Below are 12,033 nucleotides of genomic sequence, written 5' to 3' on the forward strand. Positions count from 1 at the left end.
ATGCGATATAGGGGGCGGGAGCGGTGGAGGTCAACAGGGGAATTCGAAAAAGTTCGAAAAATCGTCCGGCGCGTCTGAAAGGCCTTCCTAGCCTCGGGGGAGCCACATCAGGAGCGGACAATCCCCCTCGCCTCTTCCCCCTTTCTCCACCCTTCGGTCGTCTCGGCGACGAAGTCCGCCAAGGCCCCCCGTTCGATCGCCGCCCGCGCTCCCGCCATGAGCGACTGGTAGTAGGCAAGGTTGTTCCAGGTAAGCAGCATGGCGCCGAGCGCTTCCTGTGTCCGGACGAGATGATGGAGATAGGCGCGGGAGTAGTCGCGCGACGCCGGACAGTCCGACCGGTCGTCCAGGGGCGACGCGTCTTCGGCATGGCGCGCGTTCTTCAGATTGATCCGTCCGTGCCGGGTGAACGCCAACCCATGGCGGCCCGCGCGCGTCGGCATCACGCAATCGAACATGTCGATGCCGCGCATGATCGATTTCAAGATATCGTCGGGAGTGCCGACGCCCATCAGGTATCGCGGCTTCTCCTGCGGCAGGACGGGAACCGTCTCGTCCAGGGTACGCAGCATCACCTCCTGCGGCTCGCCCACCGCAAGGCCGCCGACGGCGTATCCCTTGAGGCTCATGTCGCGGAGCCGCTCGGCGGACCGGATGCGCAAGGGAATGTCGTCGCCGCCCTGGACGATGCCGAACATCGCCTTGCCCGGCTGATTGCCGAAGGCGACCGCACAGCGTTCGGCCCAGCGCAGGGAGAGCTCCATCGCCCGCTCGATGTCGGCGCGTTCCGCCGGCAGCCGGATGCATTCGTCGAGCTGCATCTGGATGTCGCTGTCGAGGAGCCCCTGGATCTCGATCGAACGCTCGGGGCTCAGCTCGTAGACCGTGCCGTCGATATGCGAGCGGAAGGTGACGCCCCTCTCCGACATCTTCCGAAGGCTCGCCAGCGACATGACCTGGAAACCGCCGGAATCGGTGAGGATCGGATAGGGCCAGCGGGCGAACTCGTGCAGGCCTCCGAGGCGCCCGACCCGCTCGGCTCCCGGCCGCAGCATCAGGTGGTAGGTGTTGCCGAGGATGATGTCCGAGCCGAGGTCTCGGACCTGGTCGAGATACATCGCCTTGACGGTCGCGGCCGTCCCGACCGGCATGAAGGCGGGCGTCCGGACCTCGCCGCGCGGCATGGAGATCGTGCCCCGCCGGGCGAGACCGTCGGTGGCGGAGACTTGGAAGGTGAATTCGGTCAAGCGGTTCGCTCCAGGAGACAGGCGTCTCCGTAGGAATAGAAACGGTAGCCCTCGGCGATCGCGTGGGCATAGGCCGACCGCATGCGGTCGAGGCCGCTGAAGGCGGAGACCAGCATGAAGAGGGTCGAGCGCGGCAGGTGGAAATTGGTCATCAGCGCGTCGACGGCGCGGAACGCGTAGCCCGGCGTGATGAAGATGTCGGTCGCGTCCGCGAAGGGCTCGATCCGGCCGGTTTTGCGCGCGGCGCTCTCGAGAAGGCGCAGCGATGTCGTGCCGACGGCGACGATGCGCCGGCCTTCGTCGCGTGCGGCCTGAAGACGCCGCGCGGCGTCAGCCGTCACGACGCCGATCTCGCTGTGCATCCGGTGCTGGCTCGTGTCGTCGGCCTTGACCGGCAGGAAGGTGCCGGCGCCCACATGGAGCGTCACGTATTCCTGGGCAGTGCCGCGTGCCAAAAGGGCGGCCAGCAGTTCGGGCGTGAAGTGGAGCCCGGCGGTCGGGGCGGCGACGGCGCCTTCCTCTCGGGCAAAGACGGTCTGGTAGTCCTCAAGGTCCGCCGCGTCGACCGCGCGCTTGGATGCGATGTAGGGGGGGAGCGGCAGCCGCCCGACGGCCGCGATCGCTGCATCGAGATCCGGACCGCTCGCGGCGAAGCGAAGGTCGACCTCGCCGCCCTCCCCCTTCTCCGCCACTTCGGCGGACAGCATGGTCCCACCCTCGCCCGGCGAGGCGAACTCGATCCGGTCGCCGACCTTGATCCGCTTGCCCGGACGCATGAAGGCCTTCCAGCGGTCGAGCGCGACGCGCATATGCAGCGTCGCATCGACGGCGACGCGCGTGGCGCCGTCCGAACCGGTGCGCAGGCGCTCGCCGGTCAGTTGCGCCGGGATGACCTTGGTGTCGTTGAAGACGAGGACGTCGCCGTCGCGCAAGAGCGCGGGAAGATCGCCGACGCGCCGGTCCTCGAACGGACCATCTGCCGCCACGCGCAGGAGTTTGGCCGATTCGCGCGGAAGAGCGGGCCGCAGCGCGATCCGCTCTTCCGGAAGTTCGAAGTCGAAGAGATCGACCTGCACGGCGCCCGAATCAGATGTCCGCGGCGACGCGCATGGTGGTGATCTGGTCGGGATCGCGCACGGGCTCGCCGCGCTTGATCTTGTCGACGGCGTCCATGCCCTCGATCACCTCACCCCAGACCGAGTACTGCCGGTCGAGCCAGGGCGCGCGCTCGAAGCAGATGAAGAACTGCGAGTTGGCGCTGTTCGGGTTGGCTGTGCGGGCGGCCGAGACCGTGCCGCGCTTGTGCGGCTCGGCCGAGAATTCGGCCTTGAGGTCCGGCTTGTCGGAGCCGCCGGTGCCGGTTCCGGTCGGATCGCCCGTCTGGGCCATGAAGCCGTCGATCACGCGGTGGAACACGACGCCGTCGTAGAAGCCTTCGCGAGCGAGCTCCTTCACGCGGGCGACGTGGCCGGGCGCGAGGTCGGGGCGCAGCTTGATGACGACCTGCCCCTTCGTCGTTTCCAGAACCAGCGTGTTTTCGGGATCCTCGAAGGCCATGGCCAGTCTCCTTATGAATGAACAAGGGCGATCCGGCTGGACCGGACCGCCCGTCTGCTTTGCTGAATGGATGAACCGCCCCGCAGTTGCAAGGCTGATGTCAGCGAGTCTCGACCTTGACCATCTTGTCGGGGTTCTCGACCGTGCCGTTGTTGGCCTCGTCGCCCTTCTTGATCTTGTCCACGACGTCCATGCCCTTGGTCACCTCGCCGACGACCGTGTACTGGCCGTTCAGGAAGTCGCCGTCGGCGAGCATGATGAAGAACTGCGAATTGGCGGAGTTCGGATCCTGCGCCCGTGCCATGCCGACCACGCCGCGTTTGAACGGCGCGTCGGAGAACTCGGCCTGGAGATCGGGCCTCTCCGAACCGCCCATGCCTGTTCCGGTGGGGTCGCCCGTCTGGGCCATGAAGCCGTCGATGACGCGGTGGAAGACGACGCCGTTGTAGAAGCCTTCCTTGGCCAGCGCCTTGATCTGCTCGACATGCTTGGGCGCGAGATCTGGGCGCAGCTTGACGTCGATCTCGCCCTTGTTGGTCTCGATTACGAGCGTGTCGCCGGCGGCCGCCATCTGTGCGTGGGCCGGCGCCAGCCCGGCCATCGCGACCGTGACGAGGAGACCAAGGGTCGGAAGAAGTTTCATCGGCGGACTCCGGACAGCTCTCAGGAGGATCGGGAGAGCTTGCGTTTCAGGGCGGCGGCGACGTGCTCCGGCACGAAGGGAGACACGTCCCCGCCCATCTTGGCGATCTGGCGGACCAATGTGGCCGTAATGGGCCTCGTGGCCGGCGACGCCGGCAGGAAGACGGTGGTCAGATTCGGCATCAGGGTCCCGTTCATGCCCGCCATCTGCATCTCGTAGTCGAAGTCCGTCGCGTCGCGCAGGCCGCGCACGAGCGCGCAGGCGCCCTGCCGCCGCGCCTCCTCCACCACGAGGTCGGAAAAGAAGGACACCCGCACCGACGGACCCTCCGCCGGACCGACGCAGGCGCGAACCAGTTCCGCCCGCTCCTCGGCGTCGAAGAGCGGCACCTTGCCGGGATGAACGCCGATGGCGACCACGACCTCGTCGAAGATCCTCATCGCCGACCGGATGATGTCCACATGCCCCGCGGTCGGCGGATCGAAGCTTCCGGGATAAAGGGCGATCCGCGACATCACGACTTCCTAACCATGCTGAGAGATCGGCTCCGGACCTTGCGAAAGGGCGGTCGGCGATACCATTTTACAAAGCATTCGGCGGGCAGACTTGGCCTTGTCCAACGTCGTGACCGAAGATCGACGAAGCCGCCCGGTTGTGGAACGATTCGTTAGGCATTCGCGTTATGGCGCTGTATTCAGGAGAGAAATCAATGATGTTCCTCGCCTTGTCGCTCGCAATGGTCGCCTCCCTCTCAACCGCAACGGTCATTGCGATGCATAACGAGGCGAGCAAGCAGCGCGCCCGAGCCATTGCCCGCAAGCCAAAGATCCTTGGCTGACAGGCTGAACGTCGCGGGACCGGCATAGCCGGCCCCGCTCACACTTCGTGTCGCCTCTATCTGGACGGCTCGTCCGACGCCGGCGGCGCGGTTTCGCCGAGTTCACTTTCCTCGGTTCCCTGATCGGGAATGCGCTCCACGGAAACGACCCGCTCGTTTTCGGCCGTGTTGAAGATCGTAACGCCTTTGGTCGCACGGCCCGCGATACGGATGCCCTCGACGGGCACGCGGATCATCTGCCCTCGGTCCGAGATCATCAGGATCTGGTCGCCCGGCTCGACCGGGAAGCCGGCCACGAGGCGCCCGATGTCGTTGACGCGCCCGATATCCGTCGCGCGGATGCCCTTGCCGCCGCGCCCGCTGGTGCGGAAGTCGTAGGACGACGAGCGCTTGCCGTAGCCGAACTCGCTCAGGGTCAGAACGAACTCCTCCCGCGCGCCGAGATCGGCATAGCGCTCGGGCGTGATCGAGACGCTCTCCGTCGCCTCCTCGTCGGTCGGCTCCTCCGAGACTTCGCCTTCCACCGCGCGTCGCTTGCGCAGATAGTCCGCCCGTTCCGCCGGCGTGGCCTCGACATGGCGCAGGATGGCCATGGAGATCAGCCGGTCCTTCTCTCCGAGCGCCATGCCGCGAACGCCGATCGAGTTTCGGCCGGTGAAGACGCGCACGTCGGTGACCGGGAAGCGGATGCAGAGACCGGCCGAGGAGACGAGCAGCACGTCGTCGTCCTCGCCGCACACGGCGACGGCGAGAATCTCGTCCTCGGCCTCTTCGAGCTTCATGGCGATCTTGCCGTTCCGGTTCACCTGCGTGAAATCGGATAGCGCGTTGCGGCGGACCGTGCCCTTGGTCGTGGCGAACATGACGTTCAGCCGCTCGGCCGCCTCCTCCTCGACCGGCAGCGGCAGGATCGAGGTGATGCGCTCGCCCTTCTCCAAGGGCAGCATGTTGACCAGCGCCTTGCCGCGCGACTGAGGGGTCGCCAGCGGCAGGCGCCAGACCTTCTCCTTGTAGACGATGCCGCGCGAGGAGAAGAACAGGACGGGCGTGTGCGTGTTGGCGACGAAGAGGCGGGTGACCGAATCCTCCTCGTCCTTCAGCGACATGCCGGAGCGGCCCTTGCCGCCGCGCCGCTGCGCCCGGTACACGCTGAGCGGCACGCGCTTGATGTAGCCGCCGTGGCTGACGGTGACCACCATGTCCTCACGCGGGATAAGGTCCTCGTCGTCGAGGTCGGCCGCGCCTTCGAGGAGCTGCGTGCGGCGAGGCGTCGCGAACTCCCCGCGGACGGCCGTGAGTTCCTCCTTGATGATGTCGCGCACGCGCACGCGCGACGACAGGATCTCGAGATAGTCGCGGATCTCGTTGCCGATCGCGTTCAGCTCGTCGCCGATCTCGTCACGGCCGAGCGCCGTCAGGCGCTGGAGGCGCAGGTCGAGGATGGCGCGCGCCTGCGTCTCGGACAGGCGATAGGTGCCGGCGTCGCTGATGCGGTGACGCGGGTCGTCGATCAGCCGGATCAGCGGCGCGACGTCCTTGGCCTCCCACTCGCGCTCCATCAACTGCTCGCGCGCAGTGGACGGATCGGGCGCATGGCGGATCAGCTTGATAATCTCGTCGATATTGGCGACCGCGATGGCGAGACCGACCAGAACGTGCGCCCGTTCGCGTGCTTTTCGCAGCAGGAACTTGGTGCGCCGCTGGACCACTTCCTCGCGAAAGGCGACGAAGGCCGTAAGCATGTCGAGCAGCGTCATCTGCTCGGGCTTGCCGCCGTTCAGCGCCACCATGTTGGCGCCGAAGGTCGTCTGCAGCGGGGTGAAGCGGTAGAGCTGGTTCAGGATGACATCGGACGAGGCGTCGCGCTTGCACTCGATCACAACGCGATAGCCCTCGCGGTCGCTCTCGTCGCGGATGTCGGAGATGCCTTCGATGCGCTTCTCGCGCACGAGATCGGCCATCTTCTCGATCATCGTCGCCTTGTTCACCTGATACGGGATCTCGGTGATGACGATGGCCTCGCGGTCGCCGCGCATGTCCTCGATATGCACCTTGCCGCGCATGAGGATCGAGCCGCGCCCGGTCGCATAGGCGTTCTGGATGCCGGCCCGCCCGAGCACGATGGCGCCCGTCGGGAAGTCCGGCCCGGGGATGATCTCCATCAGATCCGGCAGTTGGAGCGCCGGATTGTCGATCAGCGCGATGCAACCGTCGATTAGCTCGCCGAGATTGTGCGGTGGGATGTTGGTGGCCATGCCGACGGCGATGCCGCCCGAGCCGTTGAGGAGAAGGTTCGGCACCCGCGCCGGCAGGACGACCGGCTCCAGCTCGCGACCGTCGTAGTTCTCCTGGAAGTCGACGGTTTCCTTGTCGATGTCGGCGAGGATCGCGTCCGATACCTTCTCGAGGCGGCATTCGGTGTATCGCATCGCCGCCGGCGGATCGCCGTCGATCGAGCCGAAATTGCCCTGCCCGTCGATCAAAGGCGCGCGCAGAGAGAAGTCCTGCGCCATGCGCACCAGGGCGTCGTAGATCGAGGCGTCGCCGTGCGGGTGGTACTTGCCCATCACCTCGCCGACCACGCCCGCCGACTTACGGTAGGACTTGTTCCAGACAAGCCCCATCTCGCTCATGGCGAAGAGCACGCGCCGATGCACCGGCTTCAGCCCGTCACGCACGTCGGGAAGCGCGCGGCTGACGATCACGCTCATCGCGTAGTCGAGGTAGGAGCGCTGCATCTCCTCGATGATCGAGACCGGCTCGATACCCGTCGGACGCTCGGGCTGGGTAGAATCGGGGGGAAGATCGGACAAGATGAAATCCTGGGCAGAATGTCTTGCCCTTATATAGGAATCACGCTCGCAGACGCAAATCGTCGCCTATGAAATAAGGCAGAGAAAACAATACTTTGCGGTACTGCCTGCATTTTTCGCGTCGCTCGGCGCCGCGCTGTGGACGCAAGGGGCGTCGCCGCCTGGCTCTCACGGCGCTATGAAGGCGCAAAGTCCCGTCGCCGAAGGCCTGTGCATGCTCGAAACCCTTCTCAACGGCTTCGCCACGCTGTTCGTGATCATCGATCCGATCGGCCTTGCGCCGATCTTCCTCGGGCTGACGACGGGCCTGGCGAAGGCAGAGCGCCGGCGCATCGCGCGCAACGGCTGCCTGATCGCCTTCACGATTCTGGCGGTGTTCGGCCTCGCGGGCCTGAGCGTCCTCACGGCGCTCGGCATCTCGCTCGGCGCCTTCCGCGTGGCAGGGGGCCTGTTCCTGTTCTGGATCGCCTTCGAGCTGGTCTTCGAGAAGCGTAAGACGCGGAAAGAAAAGGACGCCCAGACGGCGATGACGGAGCACGAGGCCGGCGAGATCGCCGCGGTGCCGCTCGCCATCCCGCTGATGGCCGGACCCGGCGCCATCTCGGCCGTGATCCTCCTGTCGGGCGAACTGCCGAGCGCCGCCGGCCAGGGAAGCGTGCTGGCGGTGATCGCCATCACGATCTTCGTGGCCTACCTGTTCCTCATCGCGGCCGACCGGCTGGAGCGCCTTATGGGCCATACCGGCCGCGCCGTGGTAACGCGCCTTCTCGGGGTGCTTCTCGCGGCGCTGGCGGTCCAGTTCGTCAGCGACGGCATCAAGGCTTTGTTCCCTGCCGCCGTCGCCTGATCCCTCCGGTCAGAACGGTTGTGACGGGTACACAGCGCCACTGTGTGTGTTAGTCCCCTGTAGAATATTGAAGAATCGACTTCCGCTTCGATGGCGCCGTCAACGAGGCGGCTAAAACCTGTTTCCGAAGCTGAAGATCGCATGCTCCGACGCCTTTGTCGATCAGGTCGGTCGTTGCCGGCGGAACGGTCCGTACCGGCTGGATCCGACCGACCCGTCTCTACGCTTCGGGGGCTTCGCGCCGGATCGGCCTCCCGTTGTCTCGGGTTTCCCTGACACCCTTCGTTACGCTGCATGTCTACTTCGCTGGGCGGCGGGGCTTCGATGTACGCGACGTCGTCCTGGGTTTCGCCGGGGCCGATGCTCCTTTCGGCTTCCTGCCGGTCTCCATGTTGCGTGGTTTGGCAGCCGGCCTTGTCTTCGGCTTCTGGACCTTCGCAGCAGGCTTCCTGGTCTCGGCCTGCGACTGCGCGGATTCGACTGCTCTACCCTTGGAATTTCTTCTACTGGCAGCCGTAGCTCTCGCCTTGGCAACGACCTTCCGATCCGCCTCGGCCTGCTCCTTGCCCTTCTCCTGCCTTACCGCCCGAACCACCCGCCGTAGGCCCTGGACGATCTGCAGGTATGCCCTGTTCGGGCGTCCATGCTCCTCGACCGACTTGGCGTCGTCGGGCAGCATCTTCGACTTCGCCATCTCCGTGCTTGGCCAGTCGCAGATGCCGACGAGAGCGACGAGGACGCGTGGGCGTCCCTGCTTCGACCGACGCAGCATCACCTTGTACTCGCGCCGATAGCAGTAGTCGGAATGGAGGTAGTTCGAACTTCCGAGTGCCAGGAAGATGTCGGTCTGCCTGAGCTGCTTCCGGATCTCGGGCGTGATCTCGCGTCCCGGCTCGATGTCGCCATCGAACCAGACCACCACGTCCTTTTCCCGTTCGAGGGCCGCCATGTGCGTTGACAACCGCATCCGGTGAGCGTCGTCACGGTGGCTGTATGAAACGAAGATCCGGATTGTCATGGGGTCCGTCTGTCGCGCTGCATCCGAAGCGATTCGCCTCGTCGTTCACCCAGTGTTCTTTTCCATTGCGGAAAGCACAACCCAAGATCATCATCGATCCCGGCGACCGACGGGATGTTCTGGATCGGTAGACGCCTGCGAGTCTGGGAGGGCACCATGGGTAAGAACGAGAAGACGGGTCCGAAAGCGGCGAAGGCGGCTTCCAACGTCCTGAAGGACGGGCGGACGGGCAAGGACTCGAAGACCGCAGCCGGCTCCGCGCTGTCGCAGGCGCCGGACAAGAAGGGGGGAAAGTCGAAGAAGTAAGCCTTCTGACGGTACCGATCCGGTTCAGGTCTGAAGGCGCGTCCCCAATCCCACCGATCGCCTCGACGCGATCGGGCCCGCCTCGACTGCCTTTCGCAGCACGTCGGGATCATCCACAAACACGACCTGTTCGCTGGCCCTGTGATTACGGGATGTTGTCGAGAACCGTTCCGATTCGGACCGGTGACCAAGTGAGATCAACGAACGGGCATCTGTATGATGGTCCCGTATGCTCCGCGTATGCCTGTTCGAAGAAGCCTACCGCGGGTTCATGGAACACCTCCGGCATGACCAGGAACGCGACGTCGTCTTCCGAGAATTCGAAGTCGCGACTCGCGATCCTCCACTCGCGCTCCCACTCGAAGAAGCGCGGCTTGCCGGCGTAATGGCCTGGTGCGTCGACGAACGGCGTGATCCCCCACACGGGATCGTCTGCGGGGTGATCGTCCGCCAAAGCGCGATCCATCAAGCCGCGCATGCCCGCCTCCAACGGGGATCCCTGGTAGGCGTAGAGGATCGGGTTTCCGCCCTGGCTGATCAGGTGATCCTTCCGGAAGGCTATGCCGTGCCAACTCGACGGCCCGCCACGCATGCGCCGACGAGCCAGTCGCTCCAGCAGGTGGACCGGGATCTCGCTGAAGGACACGGCCATCTGGGTCGTCGCGGCCGGCGCTTCGAACCTTGCCATGCCGACAGGACCGGTAGCGCGGATGCACCGGGAGCTGAGGATGCCGATGATGTTGTGGTAGCTGTCCATCGGGTCATTGCCTCGGGCGAGATGGACGACGAACTCCGAAAGGTCGGACCACGTCCTCCGAGCACGGACGAAGCTCGGTCTCACTGAGGCGGCCACGCAGGTATCATAGCGCCAGTCGAAGCGGGATCGCGCCACCGTAGGCCGGCGAGGGACGGACCACCGTCCCCTCCGGAAAGGTGCCCCTGCGCCGGCGTGGCTTGGCGGCGACGACCTCCAACCTTCCGGCCTTCTCCATGGCCTTGAGGACGCCCTTGTAGTGGCTGTCGCGGAACGCGGTCTCGTCGATCACGAACGTCTCGATCTCCGACACGAGGCAGGCTTCTCCGGCGAACCTCCCGCAGATCTCCCGCTCGAGCCGGGCCAGATCCGCCTCGGCGCCGAACATCACCATCTGGTTCGGATCGGTGGCGTCCGAGAACGTGAAGGCGCCGGCAGGATCAGCCTTCCACATCGCCTCCTTCATCTTCACCAGCCCCTTACGTTTCCGGGTCGCAAAGAACAGGTAGTAGTCGACCTGGGAACGACGGTTCCTCATCTCGAAGTGGCGGACGTGGGTGGCCCGACCCACGGACTTGAGCCGCTCAGCGAAGTGGTCGCGGAGGGCGTTCCGACGGGCCTGCCCCTCCATGCGGGCGATCCTCCTCCACTCGTCGCCACCGAACAGCGTGTCGAAGTTCTCCACCTGGTCGGGATGGGCCAGGAAGCGGTTGATCTCCTCGAACATGAAGTTCACCAGCACCTCGGACGAGCCGAGCGCCATGATCCGGGCGATCGTCGCCATTGAGATCCGCCATCCGAAGGGATCTATGAAGGCGAACACCGGCACGCCCTGACCGAGCGTCGGGTGGATGTCGGCGTTGTAGACCTCGTCGAAACCGCGTCCGGAATGGATATGGACCTTCAGGCGCGGGCACCGGGGCGCAGACGCCAGCAGGGCATCGACGGCCTGCTTCAGCAAGGCGGCACGACCGGGATCGACCTCCACGAAGTGGAAATCCACCTCGGCCGAGATCGTCGCCGCCTGTGCAAGATAGGCGTTCAGGGCGATGATCGGCGATCCGTCCGATCCGTCGTCGTAGACGCCGGGCCCGGCGAAGCCGTCCACGAAGACGATGCGGGGGAACCCGCCGTGGCTCAGGATGGGGATCCAGGCGTCCAGATAGCGCCTCAGGATGGCATGCTTGGCTTTCGTGTGCTCCTCGAGGGCCCACGTTGTCGTCTTCGGCGCAGCCATCCGTCCCTCACTCGGCCGCGATCAGGGACGCCCTCGCGGCAGCGGGCCACTCGTTGAACACCTCACCTTCGAGCGTGCGACCGGCCGCCTTGGGCGTCCGCCCTCCCCACTGCTTGAAGAAGAACGGAACGCCGGCAGCCCGGCACCGGTTGCGGACGTCGAGGACCCAAGCAGGATCCATCGGCCTGGCTCGCGGGCCGCTCTCTCCACCGACGATCACCCAGTGGATGCCTGTCAGGTCCAGGTCGCCGACGGGCCCGATCAGCGGCTCGATCGAGAGGAAACGCACGCCAGCCCTGGCCTGACGCAAATGACGGACGCGCGTGAGCATGTGTCCGTCCTCGACCGAGACGCCGAGCCAAATATGCTCGGGCGGCGTCCGGTCCGCGTAACGCCTGTTGACGTAGTCCCTGAGCAGCGAACTCCGCTTCGTCAGGATCTGGTACTCGTGCCAGTCGGCCGCCTCCATGGTGTTGAATACCCTGTCGACGAAGTCTGTCGGTACGTCCTTGTGGAATAGGTCGCTCATCGAGTTGACGAAGATCATGCGGGGACGTCGCCACGACAAAGGCTGGTCTAGCCTTTTCGGCCGCAACGTCAGATCGAAACCATTCTCGAATGGGTGTCCCGGCACACCGCGAAACCGCTCAGAGAAACGCTCAGCATAGCAGAGGTCGCAGCCGGCGCTGACTTTCGTACAGCCCGTGACGGGGTTCCAAGTTGAGTTCGTCCACTCAATGTCCGAGGTCGCAGCCATGGAACGAAAATAGAAC

At 65.3% G+C, this 12,033-nt stretch carries 13 protein-coding genes; 3 read left to right on the forward strand and 10 right to left on the reverse strand.

Annotation, left to right across the window (positions count from 1 at the left end; translation table 11 throughout):
* Positions 1–107: 107 nt before the first annotated feature.
* The 5 genes from tgt to coaD form a co-directional block, all read right to left on the reverse strand.
* On the reverse strand, positions 108–1,247 hold the full coding sequence (gene tgt / locus O5O54_RS04775) for a tRNA guanosine(34) transglycosylase Tgt (RefSeq protein ID WP_279479442.1): 1,140 nt from the start codon (positions 1,245–1,247) through the stop codon (positions 108–110).
* A complete protein-coding gene (gene queA / locus O5O54_RS04780) occupies positions 1,244–2,323 on the reverse strand; it encodes a tRNA preQ1(34) S-adenosylmethionine ribosyltransferase-isomerase QueA (RefSeq protein WP_279479444.1) in 1,080 nt (359 codons plus the stop codon). The genes tgt and queA overlap by 4 nt, the downstream gene beginning before the upstream one ends.
* Positions 2,324–2,333: 10 nt before the next feature.
* Entirely contained in the window at positions 2,334–2,804 is a 471-nt protein-coding gene (locus O5O54_RS04785; protein ID WP_279479446.1) for a peptidylprolyl isomerase, read from the reverse strand.
* A gap of 100 nt (positions 2,805–2,904) precedes the next feature.
* Positions 2,905–3,447 (reverse strand): peptidylprolyl isomerase, encoded by a 543-nt coding sequence (locus tag O5O54_RS04790; RefSeq protein WP_279479448.1) that lies wholly within the window; start codon positions 3,445–3,447, stop codon positions 2,905–2,907.
* 20 nt (positions 3,448–3,467) lie between these two features.
* Positions 3,468–3,962 (reverse strand): pantetheine-phosphate adenylyltransferase, encoded by a 495-nt coding sequence (gene coaD / locus O5O54_RS04795; RefSeq protein WP_279479451.1) that lies wholly within the window; start codon positions 3,960–3,962, stop codon positions 3,468–3,470.
* Positions 3,963–4,156: 194 nt separating this feature from the next.
* Here coaD and O5O54_RS04800 point away from each other — a divergent pair, with 194 nt between their 5' ends.
* A complete protein-coding gene (locus O5O54_RS04800; protein WP_279479454.1) occupies positions 4,157–4,285 on the forward strand; it encodes a hypothetical protein in 129 nt (42 codons plus the stop codon).
* A gap of 56 nt (positions 4,286–4,341) precedes the next feature.
* Here O5O54_RS04800 and gyrA read toward each other — a convergent pair whose 3' ends face one another.
* Complete coding sequence (gene gyrA, locus O5O54_RS04805; protein WP_407061664.1) at positions 4,342–7,023, reverse strand: DNA gyrase subunit A; 2,682 nt, start codon at positions 7,021–7,023, stop codon at positions 4,342–4,344.
* A gap of 283 nt (positions 7,024–7,306) precedes the next feature.
* On the opposite strand from gyrA, the gene O5O54_RS04810 reads away from it, so the two are divergent.
* Positions 7,307–7,945 carry a MarC family protein gene (locus tag O5O54_RS04810; protein ID WP_279479914.1) on the forward strand — a complete coding sequence of 213 codons (639 nt, stop codon included), beginning with the start codon at positions 7,307–7,309 and terminating at the stop codon, positions 7,943–7,945.
* A gap of 298 nt (positions 7,946–8,243) precedes the next feature.
* Here the strand turns inward: O5O54_RS04810 and O5O54_RS04815 are convergent, their stop codons facing one another.
* On the reverse strand, positions 8,244–8,963 hold the full coding sequence (locus O5O54_RS04815) for a TIR domain-containing protein (RefSeq protein WP_279479458.1): 720 nt from the start codon (positions 8,961–8,963) through the stop codon (positions 8,244–8,246).
* 156 nt (positions 8,964–9,119) lie between these two features.
* Between O5O54_RS04815 and O5O54_RS04820 the strand changes: the two genes are divergently transcribed.
* A complete protein-coding gene (locus tag O5O54_RS04820) occupies positions 9,120–9,269 on the forward strand; it encodes a hypothetical protein (RefSeq protein WP_279479460.1) in 150 nt (49 codons plus the stop codon).
* 145 nt (positions 9,270–9,414) lie between these two features.
* Here O5O54_RS04820 and O5O54_RS04825 read toward each other — a convergent pair whose 3' ends face one another.
* The 3 genes from O5O54_RS04825 to O5O54_RS04835 all read right to left on the reverse strand — a co-directional run bounded on the left by O5O54_RS04825 (position 9,415) and on the right by O5O54_RS04835 (position 12,017).
* Positions 9,415–10,026 carry a hypothetical protein gene (locus O5O54_RS04825; RefSeq protein WP_279479462.1) on the reverse strand — a complete coding sequence of 204 codons (612 nt, stop codon included), beginning with the start codon at positions 10,024–10,026 and terminating at the stop codon, positions 9,415–9,417.
* A 103-nt stretch (positions 10,027–10,129) separates the two neighbouring features.
* A complete protein-coding gene (locus tag O5O54_RS04830) occupies positions 10,130–11,260 on the reverse strand; it encodes a three-Cys-motif partner protein TcmP (protein WP_279479464.1) in 1,131 nt (376 codons plus the stop codon).
* Between the two features lie 7 nt (positions 11,261–11,267).
* Positions 11,268–12,017, reverse strand: a complete 750-nt coding sequence (locus O5O54_RS04835; protein WP_279479466.1) for a phage Gp37/Gp68 family protein — start codon at positions 12,015–12,017, stop codon at positions 11,268–11,270.
* Between the last annotated feature and the right edge of the window lie 16 nt (positions 12,018–12,033).

This window comes from Aureimonas sp. SK2, from assembly GCF_029813115.1.
Taxonomy (GTDB): domain Bacteria; phylum Pseudomonadota; class Alphaproteobacteria; order Rhizobiales; family Rhizobiaceae; genus Aureimonas.

What these genes read in the sequence shown, in the direction of transcription:
- O5O54_RS04785 (WP_279479446.1), bottom strand. Translation starts at nt 2,804, where the DNA reads ATGGCCTTCGAGGATCCCGAAAACACGCTGGTTCTGGAAACGACGAAG.
- O5O54_RS04790 (WP_279479448.1), bottom strand. Translation starts at nt 3,447, where the DNA reads ATGAAACTTCTTCCGACCCTTGGTCTCCTCGTCACGGTCGCGATGGCC.
- coaD (WP_279479451.1), bottom strand. Translation starts at nt 3,962, where the DNA reads ATGTCGCGGATCGCCCTTTATCCCGGAAGCTTCGATCCGCCGACCGCG.
- O5O54_RS04800 (WP_279479454.1), top strand. Translation starts at nt 4,157, where the DNA reads ATGATGTTCCTCGCCTTGTCGCTCGCAATGGTCGCCTCCCTCTCAACC.
- gyrA (WP_407061664.1), bottom strand. Translation starts at nt 7,023, where the DNA reads ATGCAGCGCTCCTACCTCGACTACGCGATGAGCGTGATCGTCAGCCGC.
- O5O54_RS04815 (WP_279479458.1), bottom strand. Translation starts at nt 8,963, where the DNA reads ATGACAATCCGGATCTTCGTTTCATACAGCCACCGTGACGACGCTCAC.
- O5O54_RS04820 (WP_279479460.1), top strand. Translation starts at nt 9,120, where the DNA reads ATGGGTAAGAACGAGAAGACGGGTCCGAAAGCGGCGAAGGCGGCTTCC.
- O5O54_RS04825 (WP_279479462.1), bottom strand. Translation starts at nt 10,026, where the DNA reads ATGGACAGCTACCACAACATCATCGGCATCCTCAGCTCCCGGTGCATC.
- O5O54_RS04830 (WP_279479464.1), bottom strand. Translation starts at nt 11,260, where the DNA reads ATGGCTGCGCCGAAGACGACAACGTGGGCCCTCGAGGAGCACACGAAA.
- O5O54_RS04835 (WP_279479466.1), bottom strand. Translation starts at nt 12,017, where the DNA reads ATGGCTGCGACCTCGGACATTGAGTGGACGAACTCAACTTGGAACCCC.